This window comes from Bradyrhizobium sp. UFLA05-153 (assembly GCF_054185185.1).
The window spans coordinates 42403-61382 of sequence record NZ_JBBIAM010000035.1; the positions used below are offsets into that span (position 1 = coordinate 42403).

An 18980-nucleotide genomic window follows, 5' to 3' on the forward strand; every position below is an offset into this window, starting at 1 on the left:
CCGGAAAATTCCTTGTCCCTCCGCGCGCCAAATTCGGCTAATGAGGGACGCGGCAATCGTTCCGCCTTCCCGCGAGCATTCCGCAATCCGATCCGTCTCGCCGGAACGTGCCCGATGCAGCTTTACCTCCCCATCGCTGATCTGCCGGTCAATGTGTTCCTGGTGCTCGCGATGGGCGCCGCGGTCGGTTTCGTCTCGGGCATGTTCGGGATCGGCGGCGGATTCTTGATGACGCCGCTGCTGATCTTCGTCGGCATTGCACCGGCGGTCGCGGTCGCTTCCGTCGCGAGCCACATCGCGGCTTCGTCCTTTTCCGGCGCGATCTCCTATTGGCGGCGGCGCGCGATCGACCCGGCGCTCGCGACCGTGCTGTTATGTGGCGGCGTGACGGGCACCGCGCTCGGGGTTTGGACCTTCACGCAGCTGCGCGCGCTCGGCCAGCTCGATTTGATGATCGCGCTCTCCTACGTCGTGCTGCTCACGACCGTGGGCAGCCTGATGTTCTCGGAAGGCCTGCGCGCGATGATGCGGACGCGGCGCGGCACTGTCCCGCCGCGGCGCACGCACAACTGGATCCATGGCCTGCCGCTGAAGATGCGCTTCAAGCGCTCGAAGATCTATCTGTCGGTGATCCCCGTGGTCGTGGTCGGCATCATCATCGGCTTCATCGGCGCCATCATGGGCATCGGCGGCGGCTTCATCCTGGTGCCGATCATGATCTATCTGTTGCGGGTGCCGACCTCGACGGTGATCGGCACGTCGATGATCCTGACGCTGGTCACCATGCTGGTCGCGACCATGCTGCATGCGATGACCAATCATCTGGTCGATGCGGTGCTGGCGCTGATCCTGATGGTCGGCGGCGTCACCGGCGCGCAGTTCGGCGCACGCGCCGGGCAGAAGATCCGCGGCGAGCAGTTGCGGCTGCTCCTGGGCCTGCTCATCCTCGCCGTCGGCCTGCGCTTCGCCGTCGAGCTCGTGCTCCGTCCCGAAGACCTCTTCACCATCCGCGAGATCGGAGTGACGGGATGATCGCGCGCGCAATCATCGCTGCCCTCCTGATGCTTTTGCTCGGCGGCGCCGCGCGGGCCGAGCGGCTGATCGTGTCGGTCTCCAACCACCGCGTCACCGTGACGCCGAACTATTCCGGCGAGGAGCTGGTGCTGTTCGGCTCGGTGGAGAGGGATGCGGCAACGCCTGCGAATCGCAATGCCTACGATCTCGTCGTCACCGTGCTGGGCCCGCGCGCGGACATGGTGACGCGCCGCAAGGAACGAAAGTTCGGCATCTGGATCAACACCGACTACCGGCAATTCTTGCAGGTGCCGAGCTATCTCGCGCTGTTCGCCAATCGCCCCTTCGACCAGATCACCTCGCCCGAGATCGCGCGGCGCCAGCAGATCGGGCTCAACAACGTGCTGCTGACCCAGCGCGTCGGCACCGACTATGCCGACGTGGTGCCGGACGACGCGTTCCGCAGCGCCTTCATCCGCCTGCGCACGCAGCGCGGGCTCTACCGCGAGGATCCGTCGGCGGTGACGTTCCTGACGCCGACGCTGTTCCGCACCGGCATTCCGCTGCCCGCGGAAGTGCCGATCGGAACCTATGAGGTCGAAATCAAACTGTTCGCGAACGGCGCGCTCGTGACCAAGACCGAGACGGCGTTCGAGATCGTCAAGGTCGGCTTCGAGCAGTTCGTCGCCACCAGCGCGCGGCAGAACGGATTGGCGTATGGGCTGGTGACGGCCGCGCTGGCGCTGATGTGCGGCTGGGCGGCGTCGATCGTGTTCAGGAAGGATTGAGGCGGGCGCTCGTTATGGGCGCAGGTGGACACCAATATCTCGGAGTCGTCCTGGCGAAAGCCAGGACCCATTACCACAGGCTGTTGTTGTTAGAAAACGCGGTGGCCACGGCTTGCCGCAACAACTCGAAGTCGGGGTAATGGGTCCTGGCCTTCGCCAGGACGACGTTGGGGGAGCAGCTCGCCTTCGCTGTTCGCAGTGACAACAGCGGAGTCTGTTTAGGGCGCCTCGATCACCGTAGGTACGCCGGGCTCGAGCAGGCGCAGGCGCGGGCCGAAGCCGAGGACGTCGAAGGTCTTGCGCAGGTCCTCGCCGTTCTGGCGGAAATGCGCCCAGCCTTCGGTATGGACGGGCACGATCACCGCATCGGGAAAGGCGCGCGCGGTCTCGATGGTGTCGTTGGTGTCCATGGTGAGATGGAACGGCCCGCGCGTCTGCGCAGCGCCGGCAAAGGGCAGCACCACGCCGCAATCGAAGCGGCGCGCTACTTCCGCAACACCGTCGAACCAGGTGGTGTCTCCGCTGATATAGATCGCGCGGCTGTCCTTGTTGCTGGAGGACACGACGAAGCCGATGACATCGCCCGACAGTGGCTCGATGCCGGCCGGACCGTGGCGCGCGGGCGTTGCGGTAATCGTCAGCGTGTTGCCGTCGCGATCCCTGACCTGCGTCGTGTCCCATGGCGCAAGTCCTTCGACGTGACCGCCGAGCCGTCTTGCGCCCGCTTCCGTCGTCAGCACGCGTTTCACCTTGAAGAGAAGCTCGCGGCCGGAATTGTCGAGATTGTCCGAATGCTGGTCATGGCTGAGCAGCACGGCATCGACCGGGCCGATCGCGTCGGCTTTCAACGCTGGCCCGATCGTCTTCTCCAGCTTCACATGCGGCAGCTGATAGGCGCCCGGACCATCGAAGGTCGGATCGGTGAGGAGCCGGAAGCCGTCGATCTCGATCAGCGCGGTCGGGCCGCCGATCAGCGTGATGGAAATGGGCATGACGGGCTCCTGTTACGCGGCGGACCTGGTTGCGAGGGTTTGGGCGGGACGCGTCACGAGATAAATGCCGATCGCCACCGGAAGGATCCCGAAGAGATCGCGCGCCTCGACATGCTCCCCCAACACGAGGAACGCGAACAGCATGCCGAGCGGCGGCATCAGGAAATGATAGGCACTGGCCGCGGTCGCGCCACACACTTTGAGGAGATGGAACCAGAGCAGATAAGCGAGGATCGAGCCGCCGAGCACCAGGAAGGCGAAGGCGCCGAGGAGGCCGGGCGTGTACTGGATGGCGTGGACATCAGCGAACGTCAGCGCGATCGGCGTGAGCACGATGCCGGCCGCCATGTTCTGGATGCCGTTGCCGATCCACAAGCTGCCCTTCGGCGCGAACAGCTTGAACAGGATGGTGCCGGCGACGATGGAGGCGAGCGAGGCCAGCGTGAACATGATTCCGTGCAGGCTGTCGGTGCCGACCGCGAGGCGATGCCAGACGATGAAGGTGACCCCAACGACGCCGAGCAGGAGGCCGCTCGCCTTGCGCCAGGTCATGCCCTCGCCGAGCAGCAGCGCGGCGAGCGCCGCCGTGAATACCGGGTTGGCCGACACGATCAGACCACCGAGGCCCGCGGAGACCCATTGCAGGCCGGTATAGCCGAGCCCGAGATAGAGCGCGTTGTTGGCGATGCCGAGCACCGCGAACATCGCAGCATCACGCCAAGTCATGTCCCACGCGTCGCGACGAAATGCAGAGATGGCGAAGATCAAAATGCCGGCGAGCGAGAAACGCGCCGCGAGCAGGGTCAGCGGCGGGCAGTCGGTGACGCCGATCTTGCCGGCGACGAAGGCAAAGCTCCAAAGCAGGCAGAACAGGCAGATGTAAAGCGGGAGCGGATTGAAACGGGCGCGGGGAACGGCGATCGAGGGCGCGAGGGACATGCGAATTCTCTTGGCAGTTTTCTTGGACCCTTGATCTAGGGACGCCCCTTGTCATTTGGAAATTAAATGATTAACTGCCGTCCAGTGGATTTATAAATGGAGGCTGATATGCTCGATCTGGAGCTCCTCCGCAGCTTCGTGTCCGTGGTGGATGCCGGCGGCTTCACCCGCGCCAGCGAACGCGTCCATCGCACGCAATCGACGGTCAGCCAGCAGATCAAGCGGCTGGAGGAGGATGTCGGCCAGGTGCTGCTGCACCGTGACGGCAAGGACGTGCGCCCGACGGAGGCCGGCGAGCGGCTTTTGTCCTACGCGCGCCGCCTGTTGTCGCTCGCCGAGGAGGCGCGTGACGTGCTCAGCCAGCCGGGCAGCGAAGGCGCAATCCGGCTCGGCATCCCCGAGGATTTCGCCGCCTATCGCTTAGCGAAACTGCTCGGCACGTTCTCGCGCTCGCATCCGGGCCTGCGGCTGGATGTGCGTGCCGACCAGAGCAGGAACCTGTCCCGCGACCTCGAACGCGGCGAGCTTGATCTGGCGCTGTTCAAGCGCGAGGCGGGCGAGAAGGGCGCAATCGCGGTGTGGCCCGAGCGGGTGCATTGGGTCACCAGCAAGAGCCATCCGGTTCAAGCCCACGTTTCGTCGGTCCCGCTGATCGGTTTTCCGCTCGGCTGCCTCTACCGCGCCGGCGCCATCCACGCGCTGGAAAGCGCCGGCCGGCCCTGGCACATGGCCTATACGTCATCGAGCCTCGCCGGCATCCAGGCGGCGGTTGCCGCCGGCATGGGCCTCAGCATCTTGTCGGAGATGGCGATCCAGTCCGATCACCGCGTACTGACAGCGAAGGACGGCTTTGCGCCAATCAACGAGACGGAGGTCGCGCTGATGGCCTCCCCGGGCGCGAGCCCCGCGACGCTGCGGCTTGCGGATCGCTTGGCGGAGTTCTGCGATACGGTGCAGGCGAAGGCGGCGTGATACTGCGGGATTCGTCGGGTGGGTTGGCCCCGCGGCTGCGCGGAGCGCAGTCCGCACGGCGTAACCCACCGCTGTCTCCCCGGATGCGAAAGAGGTGGGTTACGCTTCGCTAACCCACCCTACGAAGTGCGGTCCTCAACAACACCGCGACGCTGCAATCGCGTGCACGCGATTGTCGCCGAGGAGATGCGCGGTGAAGTGTCGCTCGCCAAAGACTTTTGCGAACGCCGCGTCGCGGATGCTGAGACCGCCGGCATAGGCGCCGAAGGCCGGCATCACGGCGCGCATTCCGTCGGAGGCGAAGCAGCGCCGCTCCATGGAGCGGCCGCGTGCGGTAACGCGCGCCTTGGGATGGAGATGGCCGGCGATCTCGCCGCACGCGCCGGTCGGCTCGTGACGGAAAATGATCGGGCCGATCGCGACTTCGTCGGCGACGGTGCCACCGAGATCGCGCGGCAGCGCCGGGTCGTGATTGCCTGAAATCCAGATCCAGTCGCGGCCGCTCTGGAGCGAGGTCATGGCGTCGCGATCCTCAATCGACAGCCGCTCATGGGCGCTGCGATCATGAAAACTGTCGCCGAGCGCGATCACGATCCGCGGATCGTGCCGCGCGATCACGGCCGCAAGACGACTGAGCGTGGCGACCGTGTCATAAGGCGGCAGCAGCACGCCGCGCGCAGCGAAGCTCGAGCCTTTTTCCAGATGCAGGTCGGAAACGACGAGCAGGCGCTGCTCGTCCCAGAACAGCGCGCCGGAGAGATCGGCATGGAACGATGCGCCGGCGACGTCCAGCGTGCGCGTCGACGTGATCGAAATGGCCGCCTGCTCGGTCAAGGCCGGGCTTGACGACTTGGCAGGAATTGCGCCCCAAGGATTCATTCTGCGGACAGTCTACGACATCGCCTCTTTGACGAGCTCGTCGGCGGCCTCCGCCAGCAGCTCGTCTGCAGCTTCGCCATAAACTGACTCGCGGCCGATTTCCAGCATCACGGGGACGGCGAGCGGGGAGACGTGGTCGAGTTCCCGGTGCGTGATGTGACCGTGGATGCGCGCGAGCATGTCCCCGAGCCGGCGCAGGTCGAGCAGGCCGGTCGCGGCATCGGCGCGCGCGGCGCGCAGCAGCATGTGATCGGCCTGGTGCTTGCGCAGGACGTCGTAGACGAGATCGGTCGAGAACAACACCTGCCGGCGGCTCTTGTCTTCATCCGTGAAACGGCGCTCGATCAGGCCGGATATCAGCGCGCAGTTGCGGAACATCCGCTTCATCAGCGCGGATTCGGCGAGCCAGGCCTCGAGGTCGTCGCCGAGCATATCAGGATCGAACAACGCGTTGAGATCGAGCTGGCCATTGCGGATCATGAAGGAGGCATCATCCAGCCCCCAGATCGCGACCGCATATTCATTGGCGACGAAGCCGAGCGGCCGGGCGCGGGCGCGCTCCAGCCGGCGCGTGAGCAGCATGCCGAGCGTCTGGTGCGCGAGCCGCCCCTCGAAGGGATAGCAGATGAGATAGTGCTTGTTGCCGCGCGGAAAAGTTTCGACCAGGAGCTCGCGCACCGCGGGCACGCGCGAAACATCCTTTTGCAATGACAGCCAGTCGCGCACCTGCTCCGGCAGGGCACCCCACGCGCGCTTGTCATCCAGCAGCCGGCGCACGCGCTCGGCCAGATAAGTCGACAGCGGAAACTTGCCGCCCATATAGGACGGCACCTTGGGATCGGCGTCATGGGCGCGGGAGACGTAGACCTGGTCCTCGGCCAGCGCCTCATAGCGCACCACCTCGCCGCCGAACACGAAGGTGTCGCCGGGGCTAAGGCCCTCGATGAAATATTCCTCGATCTCGCCGAGCACGCGGCCGCCGCGCGCAATCGCGCCGGTCGAGCCGGTCCCTGTGGAGCGCGAGCGCACCAGCCGGACTTTCAGCATCGGCTCCTCGACGATGGTGCCGACATTGAGGCGATAGCTCTGCCGCACTTTTGGATTGGCGACGCGCCAACGTCCCTGCTTGTCCTGCTTGATGCGCGCGAAGCGTTCATAGGTTTTCAGCGCGTAGCCGCCGGTGGCGACGAAATCGACGACGTCGTCGAAATCCTGCCGCGACAGATCGGCGTATGGCGCCGCCGTGCGCACCTCGTCATAGAGTTCGCCCGAGAAGAACGGCTCACCGCAGGCGCGGCCGAGCACGTGCTGCGCCAGCACGTCGAGGGCACCGATGCGCAAGGGCGGCGTATCCTGCGCATTCTCCGCGATCGCATCGATCGCGGCGCGGCACTCCAGCACCTCGAACCGGTTGGCCGGCACCAGCACCGCGCGCGAGGCTTCATCGAGGCGGTGATTGGCGCGGCCGATGCGCTGCATCAGGCGCGAGCAGCCTTTTGGCGCGCCGATATTGATGACGAGATCGACGTCGCCCCAGTCGACGCCGAGATCCAGCGACGAGGTGCAGACCACGCCGCGCAGTCTGCCCGCCGACATCGCGTCCTCGACCTTGCGGCGCTGCGCGACGTCTAGCGAGCCGTGATGCAGCGCGATCGCAAGTCCGTCGTCGTTCATGCGCCAGAGATCCTGGAACAGCATCTCGGCCTGGCTGCGGGTGTTGACGAAGACCAGCGTGGTCTTGTTCGCCTTGATCAGCTCGTAGACCTCGGCCAGCGCGTGGCGCGCAGTGTGGCCGGCCCAGGGCAGGCGCTCGCTCGTATCTAGCATCTCGACGATCGGCGCGGCCGCGCCGCCGGCCATGACGATATCAGCGGCGGCGGCAGCCTTTCCGGCCGGCTGCGGCATGAGGAATCGCGCCAGCGAGTCCGGCTCGGCCACCGTCGCCGACAGGCCGATCATGCGCATCTCCGGCGCAAGCCGCCACAGCCGCGCAAGCCCGAGCGACAGCAGGTCGCCGCGCTTGGAGGTGACGAGCGCATGCAACTCGTCGAGCACCACGCGCTTGAGCGATGAGAACAGGAACGGCGCATCGTCGGAGGACAGCAGCAATGCGAGCTGCTCTGGCGTCGTGAGAAGGATGTCCGGCGGATAGCGGCGCTGGCGCTGCCGCCGCGACACCGGCGTGTCACCCGTGCGGGTCTCGACCTTGATCGGCAGTCCCATCTCGGCAATCGGCCGCTCAAGGTTGCGCGCGATGTCGACGGCGAGCGCTTTCAGCGGGGAGATGTAGAGGGTGTGCAAACCGCCGCAGCGCTGAACGGCCCGGCCGGTGGAGATGAGCTTGTGTTTGTCGTCGGCACGCAGCGATGCCCGGGGCCACCCCCCTCCCCGAGCCTCAAGGGGGGAGGGAGAAGAGAGTTCGACCAGCGTCGGCAGAAATCCCGCCAGCGTCTTGCCGGCGCCGGTTGGTGCGATCAGCAGCGCGGAGCGACCCTCGCGGGCCTTTTCCAAGAGCGCCAATTGATGCGCGCGCGGCGACCAGCCGCGGGCCGCGAACCATGTCTGGAAGCGGTCGGGCAACGGTGCGGCCGGCTCGGCCGAGGCGGTGAGGATACGGGGCGGCACGGCGATAGAGGTAAGCCGTGGGGACGGGTTCGTCGAGGGGTGGGTCCGTCGCCTCGCCCCGCTCGCGGGGAGAGGCCGGAATTCAAGCACAGCTTGAATTCCGGGTGAGGGGGAGCTTCCACGAGTCCATCTATCACCGTGAATGCGGATGCAGCCCCTCACCCCGACCCTCTCCCCGTAAGAACGGGGAGAGGGAGAGGCGGCGTCAGCGCGCGCCCGCTACTCCGTCACGGGCTTGTCGGAGACCTGCCAGTCCTTGCCGTTGAAGGTCGAGATGAACAGTGTCTTCATCGGCGTGTAGTCGTCGGGCGTGTAGCTGTAGTCGACGCCGTCGAGGAAGAACGGCGAATGGAAGCCCTTGAGGTTCGCGGCCTGCTTCAGCACATTTTCGCGCGTGAGCTCGTCGCCGCAGCGGCGCAGGATCTCGCCCATGCTCACCGCCTGGCCGTAACCGGCATAGGCGATGGTGTTGTCGGGATCGACGTTTGGCAGATAATTCTTGCGTAACGTGTCGAACGCGATCACGTCCTTGTCATTCTCCCAGGGGCCGGGGCCGGCGTCCTTGGAATAGCGGATCGCGACGATGCCGGATGCGTTCTCGAAGCCGGCGGCGCCGAGGATGGATTTGCCGGTCGAGCCCGCCGAGAGCAATTGCAGCGGCTTCCAGCCGAGTTCGGCCGCTTTCCGGATCGACTGCGACGACGCCTTGCCGGTGGAGATGTTGTAGAAGACGTCGGCGCCCGACTTGGAGAGATTGATGAGTTGGGAATCGATGGTCGGATCGGTCAGGTCGTAGGTCTGCTCCAAAATCACCTGCGCGGTGCCGCCGGCATCCGCAAGCACCTTCTTGAAGGGCCCGAGGAAGTCGCGGCCGAAATCATCGTTCTGGTAGAGGATGCCGATCCTGGCATTCGGCTTCACGCTGATGACGTGCTTGGCGAGAATGCGCGCTTCGGTCGGATAGAGCGGCAGGCCCGCCATCGTCCATTTGAATTCCTTCGGGTTGTTCCACTTGGACGCGCCGGTATTGAGCAGGAGCTGCGGCACGCCCTTGGAATTCAGATATTTATGAACAGCGGTCTGCGGCGCGGTACCGAGCGAGCCATAGAGCGCCAGCACCTCCTCCTGCTCGACGAGGCGCCGCGTCGCCTCGACGCATTTCGGCGCACTGTAGGCATCGTCCATGGTGAGGAATTTGACCTTGCGCCCGTTGATGCCGCCCTTCTCGTTCAGCATCTGGAAATAGGCTTCGCCGACACGACCCAGCACGCCATAGAGCGAGCCGGGGCCGGAATGCGGCACGGTCTGACCGATCTTGATCTCGGTGTCGCTCGCGCCCGCATCATATTTCTTCTCCGCAGCCCAAACGTAGGGCGCCGGCAAGGTCGAGGCTGCGATTGTGGCAAATGCACCGGCGCTGAAATCGCGCCGCGATGGATTTTTTGTCATTGGCGTTGTCTCCCTGATGCTGCGCATTGTGCGGACATCAAGGCACGCATCGCAAGTGGCAAGGCTGCGCTTTTGCGGCGCAATGACGCTCAATTTGCCGCAGCCCCAGCGCCTAGACTCAAGTTTTCTCGGCAACGATGACGAGGCCGCGCACCGGCTCGTTGTTCTCGTTTCGCGGCGAGGCCGGCGCCAGTGTTAGCAGCTTGAGGCCGGCATTCGCGATCGCAGCCTGCACATATTCCGCCGCATGGGCATAGCGCAGCCCCTCGCCCAGGACGACGCCGCTGCCGTCATGCGTCTCGAGCGTGAAGGCGAGCGTACCGCCGGCTGCGAGCACGCGCGTTGCTTCCATCAACACCGGCGCGAGATCGGACAGATACACGAACGCATCCGCAGCCACGACCAGACTCGCGCTCGCGTCCGGCTTGCTGCGCAGGCCGTCGATCATGTCGGCGACTTCCAGCTCGGCATAGAGGCCGGTGGCGCGCGCCTCCTTGATCATGCCGGGCGAAAGATCAATGCCGATGAAATGGTCGACCTGCTTTGCGAAGGCACTGGCCGCGAGCCCCGTGCCGCAGCCGAGATCGATCGCGCACTTGAAGTAGGCCGGCTTCTTCGCGGCGACGCGCGCGGCCAGCACCGCCTTGAAGATCAGCGCGGGGGCGCGATAGCCGAGATCGTTGATCAATGCATGCTCGAAGCGCGGCGCGTATTGATCGAACAGCGCCTGCACATAGGCTTTCGGCATCTCCGCCATCTGTGCCTCGCCGAGCCGCATCAGATGCAGGCCGGCGCCATGCTGGTCCTCAGGATCAGAGTCGCGCGCCTTGCGAAACGCCGCGGTCGCCTTGTCGCGCTCGCCGAGCTGCTGAAAGATTTCGCCGAGCGTGAACCAGGCCGATGTGAAGTTCGGCGCGAGCTCGATCGCCTGCTCCAGCAGGTCAGCTGCGGCCGGCAAATCGCCCTTCAGCTGCAGGTCGCGCGCGAACTCGAAACGGCGGTCGGCCATCAGATCGCCGGAGGACAGGAACAGACGCAGGGGCATTTTTGGAACCAGAAGACGACGCGGGCCAATGACTCGAATGAAACGGGCGTGCAGCCTATATGACAGAAATGCGCCCGCAAGACATCCTGTTGCCATCTGCTGCCGGCCTGTGCTGCAAGCCGGGCGGCTTCCATATCGATCCTGTCCGCCCGGTCGAGCGCGCCGTGATCACCCACGGCCATTCCGACCATGCGCGTGCCGGCCACGGCGCCGTGCTGGCGACGCAGGAGACGCTGGACATGATGCGCCTGCGCTATGGCGAGAACTTTGCCGGCACGACGCAGGCGATCCGCTATGGCGAGGAGATCCGGCTCGGCGACGTCAAGGTGAAGTTTCACCCCGCGGGCCACGTGCTGGGCTCGGCGCAGATCGCGGTGACCTGTAAGGACACCTGTATCGTCGCCTCCGGCGACTACAAGGACGCGCCGGACCCGACCTGCGCGCCGTTCGAACTCGTGCCCTGCGATGTCTTCATCACCGAGGCGACATTCGGCCTGCCGGTATTTCGCCACGGCGATGCGGCGGACGAGGTGAAGAAGCTGCTCACCTCCGTGGAGCTGTTTCCGGAGCGCGCGCATCTCGTCGGCGCCTATTCGCTCGGCAAGGCGCAGCGCGTCATCGCACTGCTGCGCGCGGCCGGATACGACACGCCGATCTATCTGCATGGCGCGATGGAGACGATCACGCACTATTACCAGAGCCGCGGCATCGCGCTCGGCGAGCTACGCCCGGTGAAGGGCACGAAGAAGACCGATCTCGCCGGCACCATTACGCTGGCACCGCCCTCCCCCACCTCCGATATCTGGACGCGGCGGTTTCCCGATCCGGTCACGGCATTTGCTTCGGGCTGGATGCGGGTGCGCGCGCGAGCGCGGCAGGGCGGCGTGGAATTGCCGCTGGTGATTTCCGACCATGCCGATTGGGACGGCCTCACGGCGACCATTGCTGCGACCGGCGCCGGCGAAATCTGGGTCACCCACGGCCAGGAAGACGCGCTGGTGCATTGGTGCAAAACCAAGGGCTTGGCCGCGCAGCCGCTGGATCTCGTCGGCTATGGCGACGAGGAGGAGAGCGAGACGCAGCTCGCAAGCGAGGCCGAGGCATGAACCGCTTCGCCCAACTGTTGGACCGTCTCGCCTACGAGCCCGGCCGCAACAACAAGCTGCGGCTGATCACCGGCTATTTTCGCGAGGTCGGCGATCCCGACCGCGGCTATGCGCTGGCGGCGCTGACCGGCGCGCTGAGCTTCAAGCACGCCAAGCCTGGGCTGATCCGCGACCTGATTGCGGCGCGTACCGATCCGGTGTTGTTCGGGTTGTCGTATGATTACGTTGGCGATCTCTCGGAAACAGTTGCGCTGATGTGGCCGAAGGGCGTCGTCAACGACGGCCAGTCTTTCCTGGGCTACCCCCCTCCCCCACCCTCCCCCGCAAGGGGGGAGGGAGTGCAGCGCGACGCGGGGCGACGTGAGAGCGACTCGTCGAACAACAAGTCTGAAGCAGTGGTGAGCGAAACCGTTACGGTTGTCGACGTATCGTCACGTGATGCAGGCAAAGCTTCCACCGCTCCCTCCCCCCTTACGGGGGAGGGACAGGGAGGGGGGTGCCCCGGGGGAGATGACAGCCACCATCTCCGCCCACGCAACCACAACCACCCACCACCCCCAACCCTCACCGACGTCGTCACCACGCTGCGCACGCTCGGCAAGACCGAGCTGCCGGGCCAGCTTGCGCGCTGGCTCGACGAGCTCGACGAGACCGGCCGCTGGGCGCTGCTCAAACTCGTCACTGGCGCGCTTCGCATCGGCGTCTCCGCACGCCTGGCAAAAACCGCGGCGGCCGCACTCGGCGACAAGGATCCGCATGAGATCGAGCTGATCTGGCCCGGCCTCGTCCCGCCCTATCTCGACTTGTTCGCCTGGCTCGAGGGCCGCGCGGAAAAGCCCGTCAACCGCGACCCCGCGCCGTTCCGTCCCGTCATGCTCGCGCATGCGATCGAGGACTCAGATTTCCAAAGCCTTGATCCCGCCGACTACGTTGCCGAGTGGAAATGGGACGGCATCCGCGTGCAGGCGGTGGCGGGCCGCAACGATCGCGGCCACATCACGGCGCGGCTCTATTCGCGCACCGGCGAGGACATCACGGGGAGCTTTCCGGACCTCGTGCCCTCGCTGCACCTGCCCGGCGCGATCGACGGCGAGCTGCTCGTCGTGCGCAACAGTCGCGTGCAGAGCTTCAACGTTCTCCAGCAGCGCCTCAACCGCAAGGTAGTCTCGCCAAAGCTGATCAAGGATTTTCCGATCCACCTGCGCGCCTATGATCTGCTCGGCGACGACGAGAACGATCTGCGCGAGCTGCCCTTTGCCGAGCGGCGCCAGCATCTCGAAACCTTCATCAAGAAGCTGGGCGATTCCCGCATCGACCTTTCACCGACCGTGCCCTTCGATAGCTGGGACGCACTCACCGCCGCGCGCGCCGATCCCGCAAGTGCCGGCGCCGGCGAGGATGCCGAGGCCGTCGAAGGCGTCATGCTGAAGCGGCGCGATGCACCCTATTTGCCGGGGCGGCCGAAGGGGCAATGGTGGAAATGGAAGCGCGACCCGCACATCATCGATGCCGTGCTGATGTATGCGCAGCGCGGCCATGGCAAGCGCTCGTCCTATTATTCCGACTACACCTTTGGCGTCTGGACCGGCGGCGAAGGTGGCGACGAGCTGGTGCCGGTCGGCAAGGCCTATTTCGGCTTCACCGACGAGGAGCTGCTCGAGATCGACCGCTTCGTCCGCCGCAACACCACGGAAAAATTCGGCCCCGTGCGCCATGTTGTGCACGAGCCCGACAAGGGGCTGGTGCTCGAGGTCGCCTTCGAAGGATTGCAGCGCTCGCCGCGGCACAAATCCGGCGTCGCCATGCGCTTTCCCCGCATCAGCCGCCTGCGCTGGGACAAGCCGCCACGCGAGGCGGACCGGCTGGAGACGCTGGAAAAGATGCTGAAGGCGGAGGTGGCGGAGATTGAGGCGTGAAAGCGCAATGAGGCTGGATTGCGGCCAGGGCGGCGGTGCGCCCCCTCTCCCGCTTGCGGGAGAGGGTTGGGGTGAGGGTGTCTCCGCATTGGGATTCCCAGAGGCGAGAGCCCTCACCCGGCGCTCCGCCATAGCCGAGGCTTTGCATCGGCGTTCTTTTAAGAGGAACGGCCGCCGGTGGCGGCCTGCGCCTCTCCCGCAAGCGGGAGAGGTTGCACCGAGCCTGCGACACGATCATCCTGCAACCAAGGCGTACTCCGCTTGCCGAATTAAAATCCCGTAAGCCGATTGACGGCCGGATGCGGGTTCCCCATCTGCCTCGCCGTGCCCTATAATGGGGATCGAATCCGCTGAGGAGTTTTTTTGAATGGCCAACGACGTCAGAGATTTGCCGGCCGGCCACAGTGATGGCCTGAACCGCTTTCTCGGTGGCTCGCCGCTGGCGGTCGCATTCCGCCTGATCCTGCTCTCGATCCTGGTCGGCGTCGTGCTCGCTGCGATCGGTTTCGATCCCTGGAATATCATCCACAGCATTCGCCTCCTGTTCCAGCGGCTGTGGGACCTCGGCTTCGACGCGGTCAACTGGCTGTGGCGCTACTTCCTGCTCGGCGCTGTCATCGTGATCCCAGTGTGGTTTCTGTCGCGCCTGTTCGGCGCGCCGCGCGGCCGGTAGATTGGGAGAAGGAGTGCGCAGCCGATGCAATTGCGCTTTGTCGGCTGCGGCGATGCGTTCGGCTCGGGCGGCAGGGCCAACACCTGCTTTCACGTCACGGGGAGGCAGGTCAATTTCCTGATCGATTGCGGTGCCTCCTCGCTGCCGGCCTTGAAGCGGCTCGAGATCGATCGCGACGAAATCGACCTGATCCTGATCACGCATTTCCACGGCGATCATTTTGCCGGCCTGCCGTTCTTTCTGCTCGACGCGCAGTTCTCCAGGCGGACGCGACCGCTGGTGATTGCCGGCCCGCAAGGCATCGAGATGCGGCTCGCGCAGGTGATGGAGGCGCTGTTCGAGCACTCATCGAAGACCAAGCAGCGCTTCGAGCTTTCCGTCGTCGCGCTCTCGCCCGGCGAGAGCCGCAGCTTCGGTGGCGTGACGGTGACGCCCTATCCGGTCGTGCATGGCGAGTCCGGTGGGCCGTTCCTCGGCTATCGCATCGCAGCCGAAGGCCGCGTGCTCGCCTACAGCGCTGATACCGAATGGACGGAGACGCTCATTCCGCTGGCGCATGGCGCGGACCTTTTCATCGCCGAAGCCTACATGTACGAGAAGGTGGTCAAGAACCATCTCAGCCTGAAGACCCTGGAACAGCATCTGCCCGAGATCGGCGCCAAGCGGCTCGTCCTCACCCATATGAGCGACGACGTGCTGTTGCGTCTCGACGACGTGCCGCATCTGGCGGCGGAGGACGGCATGGTGCTCGTGTTCTGACATGCACGCACCGGTTCATCCCAGGGTCACCACAAGACAGGTGTTCGCCATCGCAGGCCCGGCGATGGTCGCGAACCTCACCACGCCGCTGATCGGCGTGGTCTCGACCACCGCGATCGGGCGGCTGAACGACGCCGCGCTGCTCGGCGGCGTCGCCATGGCGTCGGTGATCTTCGACTGCCTGTTCTGGCTGTTCGCCTTCCTGCGCATGAGCACGCTCGCCTTCACTGCGCAATCGCTCGGCGCCGGCGAGTCGGAGGAGACGAGCGCAATTCTCGTGCGCGGCTTCATCGTGGCCGGACTGATCGGCGTCGCGCTGATCGCGCTTCAGGTACCGCTCGGCGCCGTGCTGTTCAGCCTGATGGGCGGCAGCGAGGGCGTGACGCGCGCGGCAAAGACCTATTTTGCGATCCGCATCTGGTCCTCGCCGCTGGCCTTCGCCAACTACGTCGTGCTCGGCTGGCTGGTGGGACTTGCCCGCGCCAATCTGGCGCTGCTCCAGCAGATCGTGATCAACCTCATCAACGTGGCGGCGACCGTGCTCCTGGTGCTCGTCTACGACACCGGCATTGCGGGCGCGGCGATCGCCGCTGTGATCGCGGAGGCCGCGGGCTTCCTGCTCAGCGCGATGGTGGCGCGGCGTCTCGCCAAAGGTGGTCTCGCCATTCCCCGCGCGCGGTTGTTCGACCGCGCCAAGCTGATCCGGATGCTGTCGGTCAACTCGGACATCATGGTGCGCACCGCCGCGCTGATCACCGTGTTCCTGTTCTTCACCGCCAAGGGCGCGCGGGCCGGCGATGTCACGCTCGCGGCCAATGCGGTGCTGAACAATTTCCTGCTGGTCAGCGCCTTCTTCCTCGATGGCCTCGCCAACGCCGCGCAGCAGCTCTGCGGCCGCACTTTTGGCGCGCGCGATGCGCGCGGCTTTGCCGATTCGACGCGGCTGGTGCTGCTCTGGGGCGTCGGCTTCGCGCTGGTCGTCGCGTTGCTCTTTGCGCTGTTCGGCCCGGCACTGATCAACCTGATGACCGCGAGCGAGGAGGTCCGCCGCAGCGCACGCGATTTTCTCGTCTTCATCATCCTGGCGCCGCTGCCCGGCGTGTTCGCCTTTGGTTTCGACGGCATTTATGTCGGCGCGACCTGGGCGCGCGAGATGCGCAATCTGATGCTCGCCTCGCTCGGAATTTTTCTGGGCACGTGGTGGGCGCTGCAAGCGTTCGGCAATGCCGGACTGTGGACCGCGCTGCTCGGCTTCTATGTCGCGCGCGGCGGGCTGCAGGGCCTGCGCTATCCGGCGCTGTTTCGGGCGACGTTCGCCAAATCATGACCATCGTGTCCCGGACGCGGTGCGGCATGCCCCGGCGATGCGAAGCATCGTCCGATAATGCCGCTCCGCAGAGCCGGGACCCAGCGACTATGGGCCCCGGATCAGCAGCGCACCAAGCCAGCGAAGAGCGGCGCGCTGCGCTGCATCCGGGGCACGAGACCTTCTACATCCCCGGCCAGTCCTCGGCCGTGAGCGTGGCGGCGTCGGCGCCGACGATCTCGGACAGCGAGTCGCGCCCGGTGCGCAGCAGCGTCGAGGCGAGATCGCGCTTGATCTCGTCGACAAGGCCGAGGCCCTTGTAGACAAGCGACGAATAGAGCTGGATCAGGCTCGCGCCGGCGCGGATTTTTGTCAGCGCCGCACCGCCGCTATCCACGCCGCCGACGCCGATCAGCGGGAACGCGCCCTCGACGCGCACATAGGTCTCCGCGACCATGCGCGTCGACAGGCGAAACAGCGGCCGGCCGGAGAGACCGCCCTGCTCCTTCGCGCGCATCTGCTCGCGCAGCGTGCTCGGCCGCGCGATCGTCGTGTTCGACACGATCATGCCGTCGACCTTCCGCGCGCGGGCGACCTGCACGACGTCGTCGAGCTGGGCGAGGCTCAAATCCGGCGCGATCTTGAGCAGCACCGGCGTATCGCCGGCCGTCTCGCGCACGCGCTCGCGCGCGTCGATCACGTGGGCAAGGAGATCGTCGAGCAGCGCGCCCTCCTGCAAGTTGCGCAGGCCCGGCGTGTTCGGCGAGGAGACGTTCACGGTGAAATAGCTCGCGACCGGCGCAAACGTCTCGATCAGCTTGACGTAATCGGCGACGCGATCGGGCGAATCCTTGTTGGCCCCGACATTGACGCCGACGATGCCGCCGTTCTCAGCGCGCGCCGCAAGGCGCCGCAGCGCGATCGTCGCGCCGTCATTGTTGAAGCCCATGCGGTTGATGACGGCTTCATCCCGCTCCAGGCGAAACAGCCGCGGCCGCGGATTACCGGCCTGCGGTTTCGGCGTCACCGAGCCGATCTCGACGAAGCCGAAGCCGAGCCTGAGCAGTGCGTCCGGCACTTCCGCGCTCTTGTCGAAGCCCGCGGCCATGCCGATCGGATTGGGAAAATTCAGGCCGAAGGCCCGCACCGCCAGTTTCGGATCATCGGCGTGCGGCTTGGTCGGCGGCAGGAAGCGCAGGCCCTGGATCGCCAGGCGATGCGCATCCTCCGGATCGAGCCAGCGCAAGACAGGCAGCGAGAAAGCATCGAACGCGCGGATCACGGTGCAAGCTCCGGAATGTCGTGATTGCCGTCGGAGCGCATGGCGAGATTGATGATCGAGATCACCGCACCGAGATCGAGCTCGCCATAGAGATGCGGAAACAGCTCGTCGTTGCGCGAGCGCTCCCAGCGCAGGGCGTCGCCGAGCGCATCGCCGTCGATCTCGACCAGGAACAGGGCGCGCTGCCCGAAGAAATGCTTTCGCGCGGTCTCGGGAACCTGGGCGGCGGTGGAGAAATGGATGAAGCCGTCGCGCGCGTCATCCGCGCTGCCCCGGTACACACCCTGCCGTTCGGCCTCCCGCCAGGCCGAAGCGGCACAAATTTTATAGATCTTGACCACCTGTTGCGGTGTCCTGCTTACGCTTGCTCGTTGAGTCTCTTGGGGTTTTCGCTCCCCAAGGGTCCCAGACCCGGGCGCGACCGTAAAGGCGGCACCTTTCGAACTCAAGACTTGGCTGCCGCCTCTTGCACCGAAAACGGAAAACCGGTTCATTTGAGGCTAGTTTTCCTAGGCGGGCCGGATCGAGGATGATCAGACAGGCCAAAGCGCAGAGGATGCTGACTCACGAGCAGATCTGGGGCGCCCTGGATCGGCTCGCGGCGCGCGCCGGGCTGTCGCCGTCGGGGCTTGCCAAGCGGGCGGGGCTCGATCCCACCACCTTCAACAAGTCCAAGCGCGTGACCTCCGACGGCCGGGAGCGCTGGCCCTCGACCGAATCGATCGCCAAGGCGCTCGCGGCCGCCGGCTCGTCGATCGAGACCTTCGTGCAGCTGATCGGCGATGGCGTACGCGACGGCCGCTCGGTTCCGTTGCTCGGCTTCGCGCAGGCCGCGACAAGCGGCCATTTCGACGAGCAGGGCCTCCCCGCCGGCAAGGGCTGGAGCGAAGTCGCGCTGCCCTCGGCGGAGGACGATCACAGCTTTGCGCTTGAGATTTCCGGCGATGCGCTCGCGCCCTATCGCGACGGCGACGTCATCCTGGTGTCGCCGGGCACGCCGATCCGCAAAGGCGACCGCGTGGTGGTAAAGACGAGGGCCGGCGAGATGCTGGTGAAGGCGCTGAAGCGCCGCACGGCGAAGTCGCTGGAATTGCAGTCACTCGATGGCGCGCAGAACGAGCGCACGCTTGCGGTTGCCGATGTCGCCTGGATCGCAAGGATCGTGTGGGCGAGCCAGTGAGGGGCCGATGTGGCGCCTCAACTGCGCGATGTCGTCCTGGCGAAAGCCAGGACCC

At 65.7% G+C, this 18980-nt stretch carries 17 protein-coding genes; 9 read left to right on the top strand and 8 right to left on the bottom strand.

All coding sequences use genetic code 11. From position 1 onward, the window contains the following. Positions 1-114: 114 nt before the first annotated feature. Both Q2941_RS21670 and Q2941_RS21675 read left to right on the top strand, forming a co-directional pair. Positions 115-1032 (top strand): sulfite exporter TauE/SafE family protein, encoded by a 918-nt coding sequence (locus Q2941_RS21670; protein ID WP_027521460.1) that lies wholly within the window; start codon positions 115-117, stop codon positions 1030-1032. Further along, the gene (locus tag Q2941_RS21675; RefSeq protein WP_027521461.1) at positions 1032-1802 is read left to right on the top strand and encodes a TIGR02186 family protein; all 771 of its coding nucleotides are present in this window, start codon (positions 1032-1034) and stop codon (positions 1800-1802) included. The genes Q2941_RS21670 and Q2941_RS21675 overlap by 1 nt, the downstream gene beginning before the upstream one ends. Before the next feature lie 218 nt (positions 1803-2020). Here the strand turns inward: Q2941_RS21675 and Q2941_RS21680 are convergent, their stop codons facing one another. Together Q2941_RS21680 and Q2941_RS21685 are read right to left on the bottom strand one after the other, a co-directional pair. Next, entirely contained in the window at positions 2021-2794 is a 774-nt protein-coding gene (locus Q2941_RS21680) for an MBL fold metallo-hydrolase (protein WP_027521462.1), read from the bottom strand. Positions 2795-2806: 12 nt separating this feature from the next. Continuing rightward, complete coding sequence (locus tag Q2941_RS21685) at positions 2807-3733, bottom strand: DMT family transporter (RefSeq protein ID WP_027521463.1); 927 nt, start codon at positions 3731-3733, stop codon at positions 2807-2809. Positions 3734-3841: 108 nt separating this feature from the next. On the opposite strand from Q2941_RS21685, the gene Q2941_RS21690 reads away from it, so the two are divergent. After that, positions 3842-4705, top strand: coding sequence for a LysR family transcriptional regulator (locus Q2941_RS21690; RefSeq protein WP_458193679.1), 864 nt, complete (start codon positions 3842-3844; stop codon positions 4703-4705). Positions 4706-4840: 135 nt separating this feature from the next. Here Q2941_RS21690 and pdeM read toward each other — a convergent pair whose 3' ends face one another. The 4 genes from pdeM to Q2941_RS21710 all read right to left on the bottom strand — a co-directional run bounded on the left by pdeM (position 4841) and on the right by Q2941_RS21710 (position 10703). Beyond that, positions 4841-5539: a ligase-associated DNA damage response endonuclease PdeM gene (gene pdeM / locus Q2941_RS21695; protein ID WP_245287954.1), complete on the bottom strand. Its 699-nt coding sequence runs from the start codon at positions 5537-5539 to the stop codon at positions 4841-4843. Between the two features lie 57 nt (positions 5540-5596). After that, positions 5597-8209 (bottom strand): ligase-associated DNA damage response DEXH box helicase, encoded by a 2613-nt coding sequence (locus tag Q2941_RS21700; protein ID WP_458193662.1) that lies wholly within the window; start codon positions 8207-8209, stop codon positions 5597-5599. A gap of 219 nt (positions 8210-8428) precedes the next feature. After that, entirely contained in the window at positions 8429-9658 is a 1230-nt protein-coding gene (locus Q2941_RS21705; protein ID WP_027521467.1) for an ABC transporter substrate-binding protein, read from the bottom strand. Positions 9659-9776: 118 nt separating this feature from the next. Then, entirely contained in the window at positions 9777-10703 is a 927-nt protein-coding gene (locus Q2941_RS21710) for a class I SAM-dependent DNA methyltransferase (RefSeq protein ID WP_458193663.1), read from the bottom strand. A gap of 68 nt (positions 10704-10771) precedes the next feature. On the opposite strand from Q2941_RS21710, the gene Q2941_RS21715 reads away from it, so the two are divergent. From Q2941_RS21715 to Q2941_RS21735, 5 genes are all read left to right on the top strand, one after another. After that, complete coding sequence (locus tag Q2941_RS21715) at positions 10772-11809, top strand: ligase-associated DNA damage response exonuclease (protein ID WP_458193680.1); 1038 nt, start codon at positions 10772-10774, stop codon at positions 11807-11809. Next, positions 11806-13725 (top strand): ATP-dependent DNA ligase, encoded by a 1920-nt coding sequence (locus Q2941_RS21720; protein WP_458193664.1) that lies wholly within the window; start codon positions 11806-11808, stop codon positions 13723-13725. Before Q2941_RS21715 ends, Q2941_RS21720 begins: the two co-directional genes overlap by 4 nt. Before the next feature lie 367 nt (positions 13726-14092). Then, on the top strand, positions 14093-14398 hold the full coding sequence (locus tag Q2941_RS21725) for a DUF6460 domain-containing protein (RefSeq protein ID WP_027521471.1): 306 nt from the start codon (positions 14093-14095) through the stop codon (positions 14396-14398). 24 nt (positions 14399-14422) lie between these two features. Then, positions 14423-15157 carry an MBL fold metallo-hydrolase gene (locus Q2941_RS21730; protein WP_458193665.1) on the top strand — a complete coding sequence of 245 codons (735 nt, stop codon included), beginning with the start codon at positions 14423-14425 and terminating at the stop codon, positions 15155-15157. 1 nt (position 15158) lies between these two features. After that, positions 15159-16484, top strand: coding sequence for an MATE family efflux transporter (locus Q2941_RS21735; RefSeq protein ID WP_458193666.1), 1326 nt, complete (start codon positions 15159-15161; stop codon positions 16482-16484). 163 nt (positions 16485-16647) lie between these two features. On the opposite strand, the gene Q2941_RS21740 is transcribed toward Q2941_RS21735, so the two are convergent. Together Q2941_RS21740 and Q2941_RS21745 are read right to left on the bottom strand one after the other, a co-directional pair. Continuing rightward, a complete protein-coding gene (locus Q2941_RS21740) occupies positions 16648-17745 on the bottom strand; it encodes a quinone-dependent dihydroorotate dehydrogenase (protein WP_027521474.1) in 1098 nt (365 codons plus the stop codon). After that, on the bottom strand, positions 17742-18086 hold the full coding sequence (locus Q2941_RS21745; RefSeq protein ID WP_027521475.1) for a DUF952 domain-containing protein: 345 nt from the start codon (positions 18084-18086) through the stop codon (positions 17742-17744). The genes Q2941_RS21740 and Q2941_RS21745 overlap by 4 nt, the downstream gene beginning before the upstream one ends. Before the next feature lie 188 nt (positions 18087-18274). Between Q2941_RS21745 and Q2941_RS21750 the strand changes: the two genes are divergently transcribed. After that, the gene (locus Q2941_RS21750) at positions 18275-18925 is read left to right on the top strand and encodes a S24 family peptidase (RefSeq protein WP_027521476.1); all 651 of its coding nucleotides are present in this window, start codon (positions 18275-18277) and stop codon (positions 18923-18925) included. Positions 18926-18980 lie beyond the last annotated feature (55 nt).